The organism is Streptomyces sp. PT12 (assembly GCF_003311645.1).
Taxonomy (GTDB): domain Bacteria; phylum Actinomycetota; class Actinomycetes; order Streptomycetales; family Streptomycetaceae; genus Streptomyces.
In genome coordinates this window covers 103807-121811 of the sequence record NZ_QEST01000048.1, presented here as the reverse complement: position 1 = coordinate 121811, position 18005 = coordinate 103807, and the positions used below count along the sequence as shown (strand labels likewise).

15 protein-coding genes are annotated in these 18005 nt (G+C 73.9%); 6 read left to right on the top strand and 9 right to left on the bottom strand.

Annotated elements, in window-relative coordinates; genetic code table 11:
* Positions 1–26: 26 nt before the first annotated feature.
* The 6 genes from DEH69_RS05020 to DEH69_RS04995 form a co-directional block, all read right to left on the bottom strand.
* Positions 27–869 (bottom strand): hypothetical protein, encoded by an 843-nt coding sequence (locus DEH69_RS05020; protein ID WP_147255426.1) that lies wholly within the window; start codon positions 867–869, stop codon positions 27–29.
* Positions 866–2836, bottom strand: a complete 1971-nt coding sequence (locus tag DEH69_RS05015) for a hypothetical protein (protein ID WP_113685652.1) — start codon at positions 2834–2836, stop codon at positions 866–868. The genes DEH69_RS05020 and DEH69_RS05015 overlap by 4 nt, the downstream gene beginning before the upstream one ends.
* Positions 2833–3660, bottom strand: a complete 828-nt coding sequence (locus DEH69_RS05010) for a hypothetical protein (RefSeq protein WP_113685651.1) — start codon at positions 3658–3660, stop codon at positions 2833–2835. The genes DEH69_RS05015 and DEH69_RS05010 overlap by 4 nt, the downstream gene beginning before the upstream one ends.
* Before the next feature lie 178 nt (positions 3661–3838).
* Positions 3839–4498: a Crp/Fnr family transcriptional regulator gene (locus DEH69_RS05005; RefSeq protein WP_258534439.1), complete on the bottom strand. Its 660-nt coding sequence runs from the start codon at positions 4496–4498 to the stop codon at positions 3839–3841.
* 231 nt (positions 4499–4729) lie between these two features.
* Positions 4730–5353 carry a TVP38/TMEM64 family protein gene (locus tag DEH69_RS05000; protein ID WP_258534438.1) on the bottom strand — a complete coding sequence of 208 codons (624 nt, stop codon included), beginning with the start codon at positions 5351–5353 and terminating at the stop codon, positions 4730–4732.
* Between the two features lie 26 nt (positions 5354–5379).
* Positions 5380–7008, bottom strand: a complete 1629-nt coding sequence (locus tag DEH69_RS04995; RefSeq protein ID WP_113685648.1) for an exo-alpha-sialidase — start codon at positions 7006–7008, stop codon at positions 5380–5382.
* 263 nt (positions 7009–7271) lie between these two features.
* On the opposite strand from DEH69_RS04995, the gene DEH69_RS04990 reads away from it, so the two are divergent.
* The 5 genes from DEH69_RS04990 to DEH69_RS04970 all read left to right on the top strand — a co-directional run bounded on the left by DEH69_RS04990 (position 7272) and on the right by DEH69_RS04970 (position 11381).
* Positions 7272–8315: a protein phosphatase 2C domain-containing protein gene (locus tag DEH69_RS04990; protein ID WP_258534437.1), complete on the top strand. Its 1044-nt coding sequence runs from the start codon at positions 7272–7274 to the stop codon at positions 8313–8315.
* On the top strand, positions 8312–9385 hold the full coding sequence (locus DEH69_RS04985) for a protein kinase (protein WP_113685647.1): 1074 nt from the start codon (positions 8312–8314) through the stop codon (positions 9383–9385). Before DEH69_RS04990 ends, DEH69_RS04985 begins: the two co-directional genes overlap by 4 nt.
* 67 nt (positions 9386–9452) lie before the next feature.
* A complete protein-coding gene (locus DEH69_RS04980) occupies positions 9453–10163 on the top strand; it encodes a vWA domain-containing protein (RefSeq protein ID WP_113685646.1) in 711 nt (236 codons plus the stop codon).
* Positions 10163–10564, top strand: coding sequence for a hypothetical protein (locus tag DEH69_RS04975; RefSeq protein ID WP_113685645.1), 402 nt, complete (start codon positions 10163–10165; stop codon positions 10562–10564). The genes DEH69_RS04980 and DEH69_RS04975 overlap by 1 nt, the downstream gene beginning before the upstream one ends.
* Positions 10565–10571: 7 nt before the next feature.
* Entirely contained in the window at positions 10572–11381 is an 810-nt protein-coding gene (locus DEH69_RS04970) for a zinc finger protein (protein ID WP_113685644.1), read from the top strand.
* A gap of 6 nt (positions 11382–11387) precedes the next feature.
* On the opposite strand, the gene nrfD is transcribed toward DEH69_RS04970, so the two are convergent.
* Genes nrfD through fdh form a run of 3 tightly spaced genes read right to left on the bottom strand, consistent with a single transcriptional unit; the run spans position 11388 to position 16642 of the window.
* On the bottom strand, positions 11388–12422 hold the full coding sequence (gene nrfD, locus DEH69_RS04965; RefSeq protein WP_113685643.1) for an NrfD/PsrC family molybdoenzyme membrane anchor subunit: 1035 nt from the start codon (positions 12420–12422) through the stop codon (positions 11388–11390).
* A complete protein-coding gene (locus tag DEH69_RS04960; RefSeq protein ID WP_113685642.1) occupies positions 12419–13381 on the bottom strand; it encodes a 4Fe-4S dicluster domain-containing protein in 963 nt (320 codons plus the stop codon). Before DEH69_RS04960 ends, nrfD begins: the two co-directional genes overlap by 4 nt.
* Positions 13382–13384: 3 nt before the next feature.
* Positions 13385–16642, bottom strand: a complete 3258-nt coding sequence (gene fdh, locus DEH69_RS04955) for a formate dehydrogenase (protein ID WP_113685641.1) — start codon at positions 16640–16642, stop codon at positions 13385–13387.
* Positions 16643–16881: 239 nt separating this feature from the next.
* On the opposite strand from fdh, the gene DEH69_RS04950 reads away from it, so the two are divergent.
* The gene (locus DEH69_RS04950) at positions 16882–17952 is read left to right on the top strand and encodes a LacI family DNA-binding transcriptional regulator (protein WP_220131186.1); all 1071 of its coding nucleotides are present in this window, start codon (positions 16882–16884) and stop codon (positions 17950–17952) included.
* The last annotated feature ends 53 nt before the right edge of the window (positions 17953–18005 follow it).

Here is an 18005-nt window from a genome sequence, read left to right as displayed (position 1 = left end):
GTGGGCGCAGTGGTCCGTCGTTGTTCCTAGTGGCTTTCGAGCCGGTCAAGGGCGTCCTGTGCTTCCGGGATGCCGAGATCGTTCAGCAGCCTGGCCATGTTGACCCCGACGAAGGCGCGGTCGTGCGGGGACAGGTCTCGCAGCGCGACGGCCAATGACCGTTCCCATCCGTCGGGTTCTGGCTCGCGGTCCTCCGCGGCCCCTTGGGGCAGCAGGAGCTGTCGGTTGGCCACGGTCCACTCCAACACGTCCTTGGCGTCCTGCGGGTGGTGCAGCAGCCACAGTGCTGCCAGGCCGCGTGGATCCTCACTGATGAGTTCGCGGAAGAACTGGTAGGCGTTGAGCGTGCCGCTGTCCCAGGAGAACGGCAGCGGTGGCGCCGCGCTCGCCCCGGTCGGGTCGGTCGCCGGCTGCTGAAGGACGCGGTAGACGATGCCCGCGTCGGGCACCACGTGCAGACCGCCGGAACCCATACCGTTCTGCGCGATGTGCTGGGCGATCCACGCGGGGACCCCCTCCGTGGTGACGTTGCCGCGGACCACCGTGACCGGGTCGCTCACCTGCCAACTCACCGAGTACCGCACCGCGGGCTGCGGTACCGCTCCGCCGCGTGGCGCCGCGACATCCACCCAGTCGTGCCGCTCTGCGAGCGAAACCCAGCCGGACTGCGGGAACGTGCTGCCCAACACCCGCAGCAGCCCGGGGCGCGGGTGGTCGTGCCATGTCCCGCTCGGAACGCCGACCAGGGCCGCCCCGTCCTGGGCGACGAGCACCAGTGCTTGCTGAGGCCGGGTGTGGGGGGCCATGCGCAGCTGTAGTACGGAGCGGAACGGTGACCTGTGCAGCGGTTCCACCAGGGGCGTGCTCATGCGACGGTCCCTTCTGTGAGCTTGTCGGACTGGGCGTCGCGGCGGACGCGGGCGATGAGGAGGGCGCGGACGCCGCGCTGCCCGCCCGCGGTGGCGGCGAGCAGGGTGATGAGAGCCGTGGCGCGGAGCCGAGTGCCCGCGTTGGGTGAGTGCTCGGCGCTCAGGAGCACGCCCATGACCGCATCGCGGGCCTGGGCATCGTCCAGGGACCTGCGCACCAAGGGCAGCAGCGGCCCCGGGTCGTCGGTGTCCAGTTGCAGGAAGCTGTCGATCAGTTCGGGAACGGCGCGCAGCGCGTAGGCCCGTTGCCCGCTGCCTTCCGGTTGGGCGATCCACCCGGTGAAGGCGTCGAGTACACGTCCGGCGTTCGCCACCTCAAGGAGCAGGACGGCCAGGGCGGAAGAGACGGCCTTGCGTACGTGTGGCCGGTCAGCGCTGTTGAGCACGCGGTCCAGCATGCGCAGGGTCCGATCCGGCCTGACCAGGCCGAAGCCGCCGGCACACGTCTCGGCCACGGTTGCGCGCAGGTGCTCATCGCGGAGACGACTCCACTCCCACAACTCGTCGCGGACGGCGCCCGCCAGCACCCCGTCCTGAGCGGCTTCGTTCAGCGCGTAGGCCACCAGTCGGCGCCGCCACCGCTCGGGTGACTCGGCCAGCGGGCGGAGCTGCCGCAGCACGTCGGGCCCCGTGCCGTGGCGCAGCACTCGGCCGATGGAGAGGCCGACCGTGTAGTCGAGGCCGGGGGAGTAACGCGTGGAGTCGTCCCGCAACCAGGTCAGTACGGCGTCGGCGATGCCCTCGTGGTCCAACCACAGCCGCGTGAGGATGGCATCGGCCTGGTGCCGGCGCTGGAACGCGACGGGCTCGACCCAGTAGCGGTACCAGTATCGGCTGCCGTTGTCGACGACGCGGGGGAGCGGGTGGGCGTTGACCTTGCGCAGGCGGGTGGCGAAGTCGTCGCCCAGCACGTCCGCCTCCGTCGTCCGTGTCCTCTCCTGCTCCCGGTCGCCCGGCGGAGTTTCGGCGGGAGTGGGCGCGAGCAGGGGGCGCAGCTCGGCGGCGCAGCGGGCGATCACGGTTCGGTCCTGGTGCTCAAGCAGGGCGATCGAGGTGGTGAGGGCCAGCGCGGCCACGTCGCCACGCACCGCCCGCAGCGTCGCCGTGGCGTGGTCCGCGGCGGTACGTGTGAGGTTGCCGAGAGCCTCGTGCAACTCCCGGACGCCGAGGGCGATATGGCGCAACTCCTCGGCCACCTCGGTGCCCACGGCCGGCTCTTGGCTGGTCTCAAGGTAGGACTTGACCTGTGGATCGCCCAAGTGGGCGTCGGCAACGGAGAGCTGTTCTTCGGACAGGCCCATGGCGCGCAGGTGGGCGTGGGCCACTTCCGCCGGGGGCGGCGGTTCGTGTCGGACCTGCCAGCGGGCCGTCGTGGGGGACAGCCTCTGCGTGGGATCGACAACAATGATCAGGTGGGCGTCGACGTTCTCCAGTCGCTCCCGCAGCGCCGTGAGTGCGACGTCTGTCAGCGCGTCGGCGGCCTCTTCGGGCAGCGCGCGGATCAGATAGCCGCTCGTGTCCCTGGGCTTGAGGTCGGCCAGGGCACGGCTCGGGTCCAGCCCGATGATGCGCCCGCCGTCGCCGCACCGTTCGCGCAGCAGTGCGAAGGCGGCGGTGCTGGCGCCGGTGCGGGGGGCGCCGAGGAGCAGCAGCACGTGCCGCCGCCGCAGTACCTCGCGACCGAACGCGGAGGAGGGGGGCTCGACGAAGGTTCGCAGCCGCTCGTCCACGTCCTCGGCCGGATACGGGCCTTCGCGGAAGCGGGGCTTGACCACTTTCTCGGAGGCGGCGAACGCATCGGGGGCGGCGAAGAAGTTGATGTCGCCGTTCACCGCGCCCGCGACGGCGGCACCTTGCTCCACACGCTGTTGAACGTCGCCTTGTTCGGTCCTGGGCTCGTCGCTCACCGGTGGGACTCCGGCGTGCCGAAGGTGCCCGAGATGTTGCCGGAGACATTGCCCACGATGGCGTTTCCCTGTTCGACGTGCTGGGTCGGGGGCATGGCGTTTCGTTGCGGCTCGTGCCCCTCCGGCGTGGTCGGGCCAGGCTCGCTCCGGCTGGCGCCGCTGTCCTCGATGGCGGTGATGACTCCGTTGCGCAGGAGCTGGCCGGACGGGGAGGGGATGTGGAGCCAGGCCCGTTGGGCGTAGTGCTTCCCCTCGACCGTGGCCGGGACCTCGATGAAGTGGTCGGGCCCCAGCCCTGTGTAGCCGCCGAGGATCGCGTCCTCGTAGACCCGGTGGGACAGGATCGCCGCCAGGTGCGTCGTCCGCTCACTGCCTGGGGTGGCGAGGATCGCCTTGACCGGGCGGGAGTCGAGGAGCCGGTGGGTGTCGTTGCGCACGGTGCCGTTGCCGTCGGCCTCGGGCAGCGGCCCGACGTGCACGCTGGCGCGGAGCCGCAGGCGCGGGGCGATGCGCTGGGCGTTGTGCTCGCCGAGGACACCGTCGAGTGTCCTCAGGAACGGGTGGACGACGAACGGCAGGTATGCGGGGGCGAAGCCGAAGACGATGCCGTCGCCGGTGTTGGCGGGGAAGCTCTTGGCGTCCTTGAGGTCGGTCAGCCCCGCCGCGACGAGTGCTCGGTCGACGAGCTCGGGGATCAGGGCGCTGACCGCCGAGTGCTGGACGGCGACCAAGCCGGTGAAGTCCTTTGCGTCGACGGCGAGCAGGGCTCGGTAGCCCGGCAGTGGACGGCTCTCGGCGTTGGGATCGGGAACGGAGGTGAACATGACGGTCGTGCCTCTCGCGAGGATCGGGTGGTTTCGGGTGTCGCCGATCCTTGCCGCAGATCACGGAGAGTTGTGCCCATCAGTGGGCGCTGGGGCGGTGAGGGCCCTCACACCCACGCCCGGTGCCATGGCCGTCGGCGCAGAGGGGGCGCGGCCGGGCGGCGGTGCATGCGGCTCTTCAGCGGCTGCTCCGGGGAGGCGCGGGATCATTGCCATAACCGGCCAGCTCACGGAGCGTGTCGATGTCGACGATCGTGATCACCTTGCGCGCGGTCTCGACGGCCCGCGCGTTGCGCAGTCGTTGCAGTCCTTCGGCGACGCCGTTGCGGGAGCCGCCGACGGCTTGGGCGAGCTCCTCCTGTGTCAGTCCGGTCAACTGCCGGGACCTGGCCAGGGCGGACAGGCGCAGGAGGGTTCGTGCGAGCCGTACGGTCATGGACAGCGTGATCAATTCGGCTCGGTACTCGTCCGATTCGCGGGTCCGGTCCATCGCCTGCTGTAACAGGTCGTCGCCGAGACCGTGCTCGGCGACGAATCGCCTGAACCGCGCCGCGTCGAGTACCCGGGTCTCGCACCTGGTCACGGCGATGACGTCAGCGCTGCGCGGCTCCTGTCGCTTGCTGAGCACCGAGACCTCGCCGAGCAGTTCCCCGGGCCCGCGGAAGGCCAGCCACAGGGGGATTCCGTCCGATCGGTGCTGTACCACCTTCGCCAGCCCGAAGGTCAACGCCAGCAGGTACGAGCCCGGTGTTCCCTGTCGCAGCATCGGTGCCCCCGCCGCGAACGATCTCTTCTCGCCCTGACGGGCGATCACTTCCCATGCCCGTGGTGACAGCAATCCACGCCCTCCCCAGCCGCGAGTTTCCGAGCTTCGGCACTGCGGGCAGGCGGCAGTCATGAGGCGGAGATCGTCATCCCGTCCGGCGCGAGCCTGCGGTGCACGGCCCACTCCGTGCACCGCGCGTGCGCCGTGACGGTCGACCGCCGGATCCCGCATCCGAGAGCATGGACCGCTCTCCCCCGGTCGAAACCGTTTCTCCCATGGGGTTGCCCCCGTTGCCGGGCGCCCTCAGGGCCGCGGTGCCGCCATGGCGGCCTGTGCTCGGCGGCGGCGGATCGCGGCGGCCGTGCCGAGGAGCAGCAGCAGTGCCGCGGCGGGGGCCCACAGGGCGGGGGACGCGGGGTTGGTCGCCGTCGCGCCCGCGAGGGTGTAGGCGACGTTGGCCGGGAGGGTGCCGACGAGGGTGGCCGTCGCGTAGGGGAGCCAGGGGGTGCCGGAGAACGCCGCGGTCAGGTTGACCGCGGTGAACGGCATGACCGGCAGCACCCGCAGGGTCAGGACGCTGGTGAACGGGCGCCCCGTCAGGCGCCGGTCCAGCGAGGCGAGCGGCCGGAACCGGCGCAGCAGCGGCCGGAGCGCGTCGCGCCCGAGCAGGCGCCCCGCGGCGAACGCGAGCAGCGCGCCGAGCAGGGTGCCGGTCACCGCGACGGCCAGGCCGTGGCCCGCGCCGAACAGGGCCCCCGCGGCGGCGGTCAGGGCGGGCTTGGGGACGAACACCAGGGTGCACAGGGCGTAGAGGGCGATGAAGTACGGCGCCGCGCCCGTCGGCCGCCCCAGGGCGAGAACGGCGCCCGCGGTGGCCGCGAGCAGCAGGGCCAGCAGGGCGAGGCGGGCCCACGGGGAGGTGTTCACCCCGCCATCCCACCATCCCGAACGCGTCACTCGCGGGCGGGGACGAGCGTCAGGAGGTCGGGGCTGATCGTCAGGCCCGTCGCGTCGGTGTGCTTGTCGGTCACCGTGAACCGCACCCGACGGCGGCCCCTGGAGAGGTCGGCGCGGCCCAGGAGCCGGGTGGTGAACGAACGGACGCCGCGCGCCGCGGTGTTGACCGGGCCGCCGACCCTCTCGCCGTCGACCGTGACCGTGACGGTGCCGCCGTCGGGCAGGTGCCGAAACCGCGCGTACACGTCGTGCGGGCCGCTGCGTTCCACCTCGACGAGCGCTTCGGCGAACGCGCCGTAGTCGGTCGCGGCCAGCTCGGGGCGGCTGCCGCCCGCGGCGTTGGCGTCGGCGACGATCCGCAGCGCGCCGCCGCCGCCCGCGCGCAGCGGCATCGCGTCCAGGTCGAACCCTGACGGCTCGGCGGCGTCGAGCCAGTCGAGGTCGATGGCGGCGAACGCGACCCTGCCGGAGAAGCTGGTCGAGACGCCGTCGGCGTGGTCACGGCCGAAGAGGACGCCGACGCGCCCGTCGGGCAGCGCGACCGCGTCGGAGTAGGAGGCCGGGCCCTCGGTGATGACGCGGCTGTGCGGGAAGGTCATGCCGTCGTCGTAGGAGAGGGAGATCGTGAGGTTGCGCCGCTCGGTCGAGTCGGGGCGCGTGAAGACGACGCGGCTGGCACGGTCGCTGCCGGGGCCTCCGGTGATGCGCGCGAGGCCGGTGTCCACGGCGTTGACCGGGCGAACGGCGGCGTCGAGCACGGGAGCCGACCACGTGGCGCCGCGGTCGCCGCTCACCGAGACGATCCGCGGGTGGGTGCCGCCCGAGGCATAGCGGCCGAGCAGCGCGAGCGAGCCGTCGGGGCGCTGGAGCAGCCGCGACTCGTTGACCGGGTAGGCGGCGTCGAGCGGGACCGCGCCGCCCTGCCGCCATGTGCGGCCGTGGTCGTCGCTGTGCACGACGCAGACGCCGTACCGCCGCTGGGCGACGGGGAACGTCATGGCCCTGCGGTGCCACGTCTGGAGCATCAGGCGCCCGTCGGCCAGCCTGATGCCATGGCCCGGGCCCGGCATGTGCAGGGTCCAGCCGTGGGGGTTGCCGTCGAACAGGCCGGTTAGCTCGGTCGGTTCGGACCAGGCGCGCCCGTCGTCGTCGCTCGCGATGACGTGGAGGCGGGAGCGGTCGGGCGAGCCGCCGGTGCTGCCGTCGTTCCTGAAGCCCTCGGCGTAGAAGAGGAAGAGCCGCCCGGTGCCGCCGTCCGGGAGCGGGGTGGGGTTGACGAACGAGCGGGTGCCGTCGGAGCGGACGACGTACTCGAGCGCGCCCCAGCTTCTGCCCCCGTCCCGGCTGCGGCGGCAGACCAGGTGGTGGGGGTCGGCGTCGTGCTGCGTGACGCGGCCCTCGGCGAACGCGAGCACGGTGCCGCGCGCCGTGACGGCCAGGCCGAAGACATGGAACACCGCGAGGCCGTCCTCGCCCGCCGTGAACACGGTCGACTCGTGGACGCGGCCCCTGGCGGGGCGCGCGGCGGCGGGCGCGGCCGAGGCGGGCCCGCCCGTCAGGACGGTGGCGCCCGCCGCGCTCGCGGCGCCGAGGACCAGGGCTCTTCGGCCGAGGGGGAGGGACACGGCGTCAGCTCCGTTCAATGTCAACCCCGTTCAAGGTCAACCCCGTTCAAGGTCAACCCCGTTCAACGTCAACCCCGTTCAAGGTCAACTCAGTCAAAGCGCCTGAGTTATGACAAAACGCTATCGACTCCCCGTCGGGGCCGTCAACGGGCGCGCTACGCCGCGGGTCCTGAGGGGCCTTGAGGGGAAGGGCCCGTTCTCGACAGCCGTCGATGGCGGGGGGAATACTTCTTCGAGGGGCCGCGACCTGAGGGGGAGTGGGGATGCTTTTCGCCGCCGAGCGGGCCGGGGCGCCGCCGCCCGGCGTGTGGGTGTCAGGGGGCGGCGCGCAGGTCGCGGGGCTCACCGTGTGGACCGAGCGGGTCGCGGGGCGCGGCGAGGACGCGGAGGCGCTGGCCGCGCACCACAGGGGCAGCCGCGGGGGCGTGATCGCGGTGTTCGACGGCGCGGGGGGCGCGGGCGCCGCGCCCGCGTGGCGCGCCCCCGGCGGCGAGTCGTACACCGGCGCATGGGTGGGCGCGCGGGTGGCGCGTCTGGCGACCGAGTGCTGGTTCCGCGAGGCGGTCGAACGCGCGGGCCCCGACGGGCCGTTGCATGGGGGCGCGGCGGCGGCGCTCGCGGAGGAGCTACGGCGCCAGCTCGATGCCGCGCGCCCGCGCATGCGCGGCAGGATCACCGGCTCGATGCGCCGCGTGCTGCCCACCACCGTGGCGGGCCTGGCCTACCGGCTGACCGGGGACGCGGTCGCGGGGCAGGCGCTGTGGGCGGGCGACTCGCGCGCGTACGCCCTGCTCCCCGCCAGCGGGCTGCACGCGCTGACGCGCGACCACACGCACCTGGACGACGCGTTGGAGCAGCTGCGCGCCGACCCCGCGATGACCAACGTCGTGTGCGCGGACCGCCCGTTCACCGTGGACGCGCACGCGTGGACGTTCCCGCTGCCGTGCGTCCTGCTGTGCGCCACGGACGGCTTCTTCGGCTATCTGGAAACGCCCGCGCGGTTCGAGTGGGTGCTGCTGCGGACCCTGGCCGCCGCGGGCGATCTCGCCGGGTGGGCGCGGCTGTTGCGCGACGAGGTCGGCGCGTACACGGCGGACGACGCGACGCTCGCGCTGGCGGCGCCGGGGTTCGGGGACTTCGCCGCGCTGCGCCGCGCGTTCGGGCCGCGCCATGACGCGGTGCGGGCGCGCTACGGCGGCGAGGGGCCCGAGGTGGCCTCGCGCGGCTGGCAGGACGCGGCGTGGCGGTCCTATCGGGCGGGGTACGAGCGGCACATGCCGCCCGTGCGGGAGGCGGGGGCGCGGTGAAGCGGGGGGATGTCATCAACGGGTACCTCCTGGTCAGCGAGCCGACCAACGCGGGGGGCGGCAAGTGCGTGTGGGCGTTCGCCGAGAAGGGCGGCAGGGAGTTCTTCCTCAAGCGCTTCCTCGAGCCGAAGCGGCCGCGCGCCGGCGCGTCCCCCGATACGCCGAGCGTGCGGATCCGCATGGCGGCGTGCCGAGAGTTCGAGGAGCGCCACCGCGGCATCATGCGCCGGTTGCGCCCCGACGCGCGCGGGGCCGGGAACCTCGTGCTGGCGACCGACTTCTTCCATGAGCGCAGCAGCTACTACAAGGTGACCGAGCGGATCGACACCGACAGCCTCGCCGAGCCGCACGCGCTCGAGCCCGCGCACCGGGCCGTGCTGCTGCGCACGCTGGGCAGCAGCCTCAAGCTGCTGCACGACATCGACGTCGTGCACGGCGACCTCAAGCCCGCCAACGTGCTGGTGCAGCGGCGCCCCGGCGCGACGTACCACACGGCCAAGCTGATCGACTTCGACGACTCCTATGTGTCCGGCAGGCCGCCCGGCAGGGACGCGATCGCCGGGGACTCGCTGTACGGGGCGCCGGAGTGGCGGCGTTACGTCCAGGGCGACGAGCTGGTCGACGAGCCCGATCTGACCACCGCCGTCGACCTGTTCGCGCTGGGGCTGATGGCCCATCTGATGGTGACGGGCGCGCTGCCCGGCCATGACGAGCGGTACGGGTCGCCCGCGGACGCGGTCAACGCCGGGGAGGCGCTGGCGCTCGACGCGCGGCTCTCGGACGAGCTGGCGGCGCTCGTACGGGATCTGACGGCGTGGGATCCGGGCGCGCGCCCCTCGGTCGAGCGGTTTCTCGCGGTGCTGCGCGACCCTGAGGTGTGCGCCCTGGGCGCGCTCCGCGCGAGCGCGCCCAGGGCGAGCGCGCCCCGGGCGAGCCGCGTGCGCTTCTCGGGCGCCGGGGCCGGGACCCCGCCCGGGACCCCTCCCGGGTCCGCGCGCGAGGATGCCGCCCAGGCGCCGAGGCGGTCCCGGGTGCGCTTCACGCCGAGGGGCGGCGGGGCCGTTCCATGACCGACGCCAACGAACGACGCCAACGAACGACGCCAACGAACGACGCCATGACCGAAGGGAGGGCGCGGTGAGCGCCGAGCTCGAGAGGTACCGGGGCAATCTGCGGTACGCCGTGGACATCGTCCTGTGCGTCGACGCGACCGGCAGCATGTACCCGGTGATCGACGCGGTGAAGCGCAGCGCCCTCCAGTTCCACCTGCGTCTCGCCGGGGTGATGGGCCGGAAGGGCAAGGAGATTAGCCAGCTGCGGCTGCGGGTGATCGCGTTCAGGGACTTCGGCGACGACCCCGACAGCGCGATCGAGCAGACGCCGTTCCTCCACCTGCCGGAGCAGGCCGAGGAGTTCGCGGCCTTTGTGAGCGGGATCGAGGCGGGCGGCGGCGGTGACGTCCCCGAGTCGGGCCTGGAGGCGCTGGCTCTCGCCGTGAACTCGCCCTGGGAGAAGGGGCTCGACCGGCGGCGCCATGTGATCGTGCTGTTCACGGACGCGCCCGCGCACCCGCTCGGCACGGTGGGCGTGGCCGCGCAGAGCTATCCGCGGGGCATTCCGCGCACGATGGACGATCTGTTCGAGCAGTGGGGGTACGCGCGCAGCCAGACGGCGGTGATGGAGCAGTCGGCCAAGCGCCTCGTGCTGTTCGCACCCGAGGAGGAGCCCTGGGCGGAGACCATCGGCGAGGAGTGGGACCTCACGCTGCACTTCCCCTCGCGGGCGGGCGAGGGGCTTGAGGAGTTCGAGATGGACGAGATCATCGAGACGATCGCGAATAGCCTGTGATGCTGGAGGGCGACGGCGTCTCGCTGACCGTCGACGAGGAGGGGCTGCGGTTCGCGTGGCCCGGGTCGGGGGAGGGCTTCGCGGGGCGCTGCGCCGCGATCCTGGTCAGGCCGCACCCGGAGGACGGGCGGCTGCACATGGTGTTCCGGTGCGTGCCACGGGGCGCGCCCGCCGAGGGGCATGTGCTGATCAGGGTGGTGATCGGGGCCGAACGCGCCCCGCGCGTGAAGGAGTTCGTGGAGCTGTGCGCGCGGCGGCACGGCGTGGGCGCGGTCGATGTGCTGCTGCCGGGGGCACGGATACCGGGGGACGACCCGGAGTGGGACCTCTCGCCCGTGGCGCCGCTGACCGAGGCGCTGTACGCGTCGGTGCTGGCGCGTTCGGCGCGGCGGGTGGGCTGAGCGCGCGGTGCCGGGGGCGACGTGGCGGTGCGGGGAGTGCGACACGTACAACGGCGCCGAGGCGGACAGCTGCGACATCTGCGCGGCGCGGCGCCCCCAAGAGCCCTCGCCCGAGCCGTTCGAGCCCGAGCCGGTGTGGATCGCGCCCGTCGCCGCGCGGCCCGAGGCCAGGGAGTTCGAGCCGGGACCCTCGCCCGCCTGGATCTGTGAGCTGTGCGGCACGCACAACGCACGCGACGGCGGCGACTGCGTGCGCTGCGGGGCGCCCGAGGATCTGCGCTTCGCGCCCGATGACCTCTTCGCGCCGGAGCCCACGCCCCCCGCCCCGCGCCCGACGTACGCCCCGCGCCGTGAGCGTGCGCCGTGGCGTGGCCGCCTGGTGGCACTGTTCCTGATCGCGGGGCTTGTCACCGGCGGCGCGGTGTCGCTCGGCCTGTTCGACGGCGGGGACGGCTCGGGCGAGGGCGGCGAGCCGACCCTCGGCGCCTCCGCGACGCCCTCAGGCCCCTGCCCCGACGCGGTGGCTCGGCGGCTGTGGGCGCCGTGGCCCGAGAGCGCTCAACTCGTCGCGTCCTACCGCGTGGTGTCGGGGTCGGTCGTGCTCTGCCGGGACGCCGACGGCGCGCTGTGGTATGTCGAGACGCCCGACGGCGGGGAGCCGGGTGAGCCCCTGGCCGCGACGGAGACGGGGTTCGGCTTTGTCGCCGAGGACCCGCCGACGACGCGCTACGAGATCAGGGACGACACGCTCGTGATCATCGAGGCGGGCGAGACCATCGGCGAGGTGCCGCTGACGACCGAGACACCCGCGGAGTGAGGGGCGTTACCCCGCGCCCTCCGAGAGCCGTTCGCGCTGGGGCGCGATGGTGTACTTCGGGTCGTGCGCCGAGGCGATGCCCGCCCTGAACACCCCGAAGCGCGTGCACGCCGACGCGGCGAGCAGCGCGGCCCCGCTCAGCGCCGCGGGCGCCCTGTGGCGGCCTAGCAGCGCCGCGCCCGCGGCGCCCGCCCAGCCCAACGCCTTGGCCGCGCGCAGGAGTCGGCCCGCCGCGCCGTGCCCATAGGTCTCCCCGGCCAGCCCGGCGCGGCGGTGCACGGCGCGGGTGAGGGCGAGTTCGGCCGCGGCGCCCAGCACGGCGGCGCGCCGGGCCGGGCCGTTCTCGGCGACGGGCCCCGTGGCCAGCGCCATGCCCGAGGCGGCGGCCGCGGCCGAGGCGGCGAAGAGGAACGGCAGGGTGCGGTGGGCGTCGTGCCACGCGGGCACGGCGGTGTCGGCGAGCAGCACGCCGGTGTACGCGGCGATCCCGGGGCCGAGCAGCGCGGCGCCCCGGGTGGCGGCGCGCCCGGCGCGGGGCAGCAGCCCGGTCACGTCGGACGCGGCGGCGGCCCCGGCCATCGGGCCATAGGCGGCGAGCAGCCAGGAGCCCACGCTCATGGGCGAGGTGGGCTTGACGACGCGCAGCATGTGGTGGAAGCGGCCCGGCCTGCCCAGGTCATGGACGAGCGCCGCGGTGGACAGGGTGATCGCGCCGAGCGAACTCACCTTCATCGCCCGTGCGGTGGCGGGCCGTCCGGTGGCCGCGGCGCCCGCGGCGAGCACCGAGCCCGCGCCCGCGAGGCCGCCGAGGAAGAGATAGCCCGCGATGTCGGCGGGCGCCCACGCGGGGGCCTTGATCACCGGGCGCCCGTAGTAGGAGGTGAAGTCGGCGGGGGGCACGGCCAGTTCCTCGCCGCGCCGCCGCCGTTTCCGGTGTCCGCCGCCGGGTTGCCCCGCCCCGAACACGCCGTTGCCGAACGTCGCGTCGCGCCCCTGGCGTTCGCCCCGCAGCCCGTCGCGGGTCACCCTGTTCTCGCTCACCGCGTCCTCCCGTTCGATCCTCGGGGCGCTCGCCCGCTCCGTCCCGTGCCCGAGCCCGCGAACACCGCCGCCAGACCCCCGAGCAGCGCGAGCGCCGCGACCGACGCCCTGCGCCACATCGCGGGCAGGTCGCGCGTGGTGACCTGGGGGTCGGGGGGCAGCCCGTACACCTCGGGCTCGTCGAGCAGCAGGAAGAACGCGCCCGCGCCGCCGATCCCGTCCCCCGGCTCTTCGCCGTAGAGGCGCGCGTCGGGCACGCCCGTCTCGTGCAGCCGCTCGACGCGCGCGGCGGCCCGTTCCCTCAGCTCGTCGAGCGGGCCGAACTGGATCGAGTCGGTCGGGCACGCCTTCGCGCACGCGGGCTCCTGGCCCGCGCCGAGCCGGTCGTAGCACAGGGTGCACTTCCAGGCGCGGCCGTCGCCCTGGCGCTGCTCGATCACCCCGAACGGGCAGGCGGGCACGCAGTATCCGCAGCCGTTGCAGATGTCCTCCTGCACCACCACCGTGCCGAACTCGGTGCGGAAGAGCGAGCCGGTCGGGCAGACGTCGAGGCACGCCGCGTGCGTGCAGTGCTTGCACACGTCGGAGGCCATGAGCCAGCGCAGGTCGGACGGCGCGCCGGGCGCCTCGCCCAGGTGCGCCTCCTGGCCGCCGAGCGGCTTGGCCTGCTCGATGAACGCCACGTGCCGCCACGTCGAGGCGCCGAGCGCCGCGGTGTTGTCGTAGCTCATGCCGGTGAGGTCGAGGCCGTCCTCGGGGATGGCGTTCCACTCCTTGCAGGCCACCTCGCACGCCTTGCAGCCGATGCACACGGAGGTGTCGGTGAAGAAGCCCATGCGTGGCGGCGGGTTGTCGTGCCCGGCGTCGGCGGCCACGGCGGGCTCGGGCCCGTGCAGCAGGTGGGGCCGGGAGGACGGCGACAGGGGCAGGGGCTCGCTCGTCGGCTCGTGTGTGGCCATGGCTCAGACCTCCTGGCCCGTGTGTGCGGTGGACCCGGCGCGCCGCCGGTAGTCCGCGACCAGCGCGCGCAGCGCCGGGCCGCGCGGGCGGCGCCCCGGGCGGATGTCCGCGGAGAGCGCCTTGACCTCCTGGATGTGGACGTTGGGGTCGAGGACGATCGCGGCGAGCTCGTTGGCCGCGTCCCCCGTGGTGTAGCCGTTGGGGCCCCAGTGAAACGGCAGCCCGATCTGGTGCACCGTGCGCCCCCCGGCGCGCAGCGGCGGAACGCGCGGGGTGACGAGCACGCGCGCCTCGATGGCGCTGCGCGCGGTGATGACGGTGGCCCAGCCGGTGTGCTCGAGGCCGCGCTCGGCAGCGAGCTCGGGGGAGACCTCGCAGAAGAACTCCGGTTGCAGCTCGGCGAGATACGGCTGCCAGCGGCTCATCGCCCCGGCCGTGAAGTGCTCGGTGAGGCGGTAGGTGGTGACGACATAGGGGTAGACGGAGCTGCCGCGCGCGCCACCGGCCGGGTGGTACTCGTTGCCCGCCCTCGGAAACGTCAGCCGCACGGGTGACCTCGGGTGCTCGGGGTGGAGGGCGTTGGGGAACGGCGAGTCCTGCGGCTCGTAGTGCGTCGGCATGGGCCCGTCGACCAGGCCCGCGGGGGCGTAGAGCCAGCCCTTGCCGTCGCCCTGCATGATGAATGCGTCGTCGCCGCGCAGCGCCGCCACGCCCTTGGCCCTGCGGCCCGGCACATGGTCGGGGGCGAGGCCAGGCGGGAAGTCGGGAACGTCGTGGCCGGTCCAGCGCCGCCGCGCCTTGTCCCACCACACATACGCCTTGCGCTCGCTCCACGGGGTGCCGTCGGGGGCGGCCGAGGCGCGGTTGTAGAGGACGCGGCGGTTGGCTGGCCAGGCCCAGGCCCACTCGGCGGCGACCCAGTCCTGCTCGGTGTGGGGCCTGCGGCGGGCGGCCTGGTTGACGCCGTCGGCGAAGACGCCGCAGTAGATCCAGCAGCCGCAGCTCGTCGAGCCGTCGTCCCGCAGCTGCGTGTACGCCGACAGCGGGGCGCCATCGGGGCCCCGCCCGTTGATCTCGGCGAGCACGGCGGCGGCGATCGGCTCGTCGAGCGGCCCCTCCACCGGGTAGTCCCAGGCGAGGTCGAGGAAGATGCGGTCGGCCGGGTCGTCGGAGCCCGCGAGCTTCTGCCTGATGCGGCGGCCGAGGTGGTAGGTGAACCACAGCTCGCTGCGCGCGTCGCCCTCGGGCTCGACGGCGGCGTGGTGCCACTGGAGCCAGCGGTTGGTGTTGGTGAACGACCCCGACTTCTCGGTGTGCGCGGCGGCGGGGAAGAAGAACACCTCGGTCGCGATGTCCTCGGTGACCATCTCGCCGGTCTCGATCTCGGGCCCGTCGCGCCACCACGTCGCGGACTCGATGAGCGAGAAGTCGCGCACCACGAGCCAGTCGAGGTGGGCCATCCCGAGGCGCTGGAGGCGGGCGTTGGCCGACCCGACGGCGGGGTTCTCGCCCAGCAGGAAGTAGCCCTTGCACGCGCCGTCGAGCTGGGCCATCACGGTGTCGTAGGTGCTGTGCGAGCCGGTGAGGCGGGGGAGGTGGCCGAAGCAGTAGTCGTTCTCCGCGGTGGCCGCGGCGCCGTAGTACGCCTTGAGGAGGCTCACCATGTAGGCGCGCATGTCGGCCCAGTAGCCCTTGCGGGTGCGCACGGCGTCGACGAACGCGTCGAGGTTCCCGTGCGCGCCCGCGTGCGGCATGGGGAGGTAGCCGGGCAGCAGGTTGAACAGCGTGGGGATGTCGCTCGACCCCTGGATGCTCGCGTGGCCGCGCAGCGCCTGGATGCCGCCGCCGGGGCGGCCGATGTTGCCGAGCAGCAGCTGGAGGACGCACGCGGCGCGGATGTACTGGGCGCCGACGGTGTGCTGCGTCCAGCCGACGGCGTAGGCGAACGCGCTGGTGCGGTCGGGGCCCGAGTTGGCCGTCAGCGCGTCGCAGACCCGGGCGAACGTCTCGCGCGGCACGCCGCACACCTCCTCGACCAGCTCGGGGGTGTACCTGGCGTAGTGGCGCTTGAGGAGCTGGAAGACGCAGCGCGGGTGCTCGAGCGTCTCGTCGCGCTTGGTGCGCGGGGGAACGTCCTGGCCGCCCGAGCCATGGGACTCCGAGCCTGCGGCGCTGTGTTCGAGGGCGATGCGGTCCAGCGCCTCGTTGCGCGCGGGGTCGGGGCTGCCCGCGAGCGAGCGGATCGCGGCGCCCCGGTACTGCCAGCTCGCCGGGTCGTAGTGACCCTTCTCGGGGTCGAGCCCGGAGAAGACGCCAGCGAGGTCCTCGGTGTCGCGGAAGTCGTCGTTCACGATCGTGGCCGCGTTGGTGTACGCGACGACGTACTCGCGGAACTCCTTGCCGTGCGTCAGCACATGGTTGATCAGCCCGCCGAGGAACGCGATGTCGCTGCCCGCGCGGATCGGGACGTGCAGGTCGGCGAGCGCGCTGGTGCGGGTGAAGCGCGGGTCGACGTGCACGATCGTGGCGCCGCGGGCCTTGGCCTCCATGACCCACTGGAAGCCGACGGGGTGCGCCTCGGCGAAGTTGGAGCCCTGGATGACGACGCAGTCGGCGTTCTGGAGGTCCTGCATGAACGTCGTCGCGCCGCCGCGCCCGAACGACGTGCCGAGCCCGGCGACCGTGGAGCTGTGGCACACGCGGGCCTGGTTCTCGATCTGGATGATGCCGAGGCCCGTGAACAGCTTCTTGATCAGGTAGTTCTCCTCGTTGTCGAGGACCGCGCCGCCCAGGCTCGCGATGCCCAGCGTGCGGGCGACGCGCGCGCCGTTCACCTCCCACTGCCATGTCGCGCGGCGCGTGGCGACGACCCGGTCGGCGACCATGTCCATGGCGGTGTCCAGGTCGAGCGGCTCCCACTCGGTGCCGTGCGGGCGGCGGTAGAGGACCTGGTGGGCGCGGGCGTCGCCCGTGGTCATCTGGAGCGTCGCCGAGCCCTTGGGGCAGAGCCTGCCGCGGCTGACCGGGGAGTCGGGGTCGCCCTCGATCTGCACGACCCGCTCGTCCTTGACATAGACCCGCTGGCCGCAGCCCACCGCGCAGTAGGGGCAGATCGAGCCCACCACCCGGTCGGCGGTGTCGGTGCGGGGGCGCAGCGCCGCGGTGCGCCGCGACTCGGCCGCCGCGCCCCGGCCCAGCGGGTCGTTGCCCGTCAGCTGCCGGTAGACGGGCCAGTCCTGGATCCAGGTGCGCACGCCCATGCCCGTTTCCTCCAGGTCGCTCCCGAGTTGCACCCGGGGCGCTCCCGGGTCGTTCGGTTCTCCCGATGATGGGGCGGGGCGCGCGGGGGCGCATGCGGGGCGGGGCCGTTTGGCCGCGTGCGCCGGGCCGGGCCGTTCGGCCGTCGGGCCCGTTCGGCCGTCGGGCCCGTTCGGCCGCGGTCGGTCGTGTGGCTTCCCGGCCGGGCGGGGCGCGGGCGCCCTGGCGTTAGGCTGCGGCCGTGACGTCGGGAGATGCGCTGCCAGCGGGAGACGCCCCGCCCCGCGCCGCCGGGCGGCGCGCCGGGATCCGCCAGGTCGCCGAGCTGGCCGGGGTGTCCATGTCCACCGTCAGCAACGTGCTCAACAACCCCCAGCTCGTCGCCTCCGCCACCCGGGGCCGGGTCAGGGACGCCATGGAACGCGTCGGCTATGTGCGCAACGGCGCCGCCCGCCGCCTGCGCGGCGCGCCCAGCCCGGTGGTCGGCTGCGTCCTGCTCGACACCTCCAACGCCCACTTCGCGGCCGTCGCCCGAGGCATCGAGGACCGGCTCGCCGAGGACGGCTGCCTCCTCGTGCAGTGCAGCACCGACATGCGCGGGGAGCGCGAGGCCCGCTATCTGCGGCTCCTGGAGGAACAGGGCGTGCGCGGGGTGATCATCAGCCCGGTGGCGGCGTCGCTGCCCGAGCTGGTCCGCCTGGGGCAGCGTGGCACCCCCGTCGTCCTGCTCGATCACCCGGGCGACGGCGCGGAGTTGTGCGCGGTCACGGTGGACGACGCGGCGGGGGGCGCGCTGGCCGCCCGCCATCTGCTGGCCGCGGGGCAGCGCGAGGTGGCGTTCGTGCGCTGCGGCCCGCCGCTGCGCTCCCTCGCCGAGCGCCTCGCGGGCGTGCGGGCGGCGTTCGCCGAGGCCGGGCTCGACCCCGGCGCGCGGGTCACCGAGATCGCGGTGCGGGCGACGACCGCCGCGGGCGTCGCGGCGGAGGCCATCCCCAGGATCCTGGCCCTGACCCCCCGCCCCGACGCGGTGATCTGCGGCAACGACGCGGCGGCGCTCGGGGTGTACCGGGGGCTGCGCGAGCACGGCGTCGCCGTCCCCGACGACATCGGCGTGGTCGGCTACGACGACGTCGACTTCGCCGCCGAGCTGTCGCCCGCGCTGACGACGGTGCGCCAGCCCGCGTACGACGTCGGCCGCGCCGCGGCCGACCTGCTGCTGCGCTCGCCCGGGGGCGGCCACCGTCATGAACGGGTCAGCTTCGCCCCGGCGTTGGTGGAACGCGGCTCCACGCGGCGGGGCGCGCGCGGCTGATCGGGGGCGCGGGGGTCCGGGGGCGCGGGGCTCGGCGGGGGCGGCCGCGCGGG

What these genes read in the sequence shown, in the direction of transcription:
- DEH69_RS05020 (WP_147255426.1), bottom strand. Translation starts at nt 869, where the DNA reads ATGAGCACGCCCCTGGTGGAACCGCTGCACAGGTCACCGTTCCGCTCC.
- DEH69_RS04975 (WP_113685645.1), top strand. Translation starts at nt 10,163, where the DNA reads ATGCTGGAGGGCGACGGCGTCTCGCTGACCGTCGACGAGGAGGGGCTG.
- DEH69_RS04960 (WP_113685642.1), bottom strand. Translation starts at nt 13,381, where the DNA reads ATGGCCACACACGAGCCGACGAGCGAGCCCCTGCCCCTGTCGCCGTCC.
- DEH69_RS05010 (WP_113685651.1), bottom strand. Translation starts at nt 3,660, where the DNA reads ATGTTCACCTCCGTTCCCGATCCCAACGCCGAGAGCCGTCCACTGCCG.
- fdh (WP_113685641.1), bottom strand. Translation starts at nt 16,642, where the DNA reads ATGGGCGTGCGCACCTGGATCCAGGACTGGCCCGTCTACCGGCAGCTG.
- DEH69_RS04990 (WP_258534437.1), top strand. Translation starts at nt 7,272, where the DNA reads ATGCTTTTCGCCGCCGAGCGGGCCGGGGCGCCGCCGCCCGGCGTGTGG.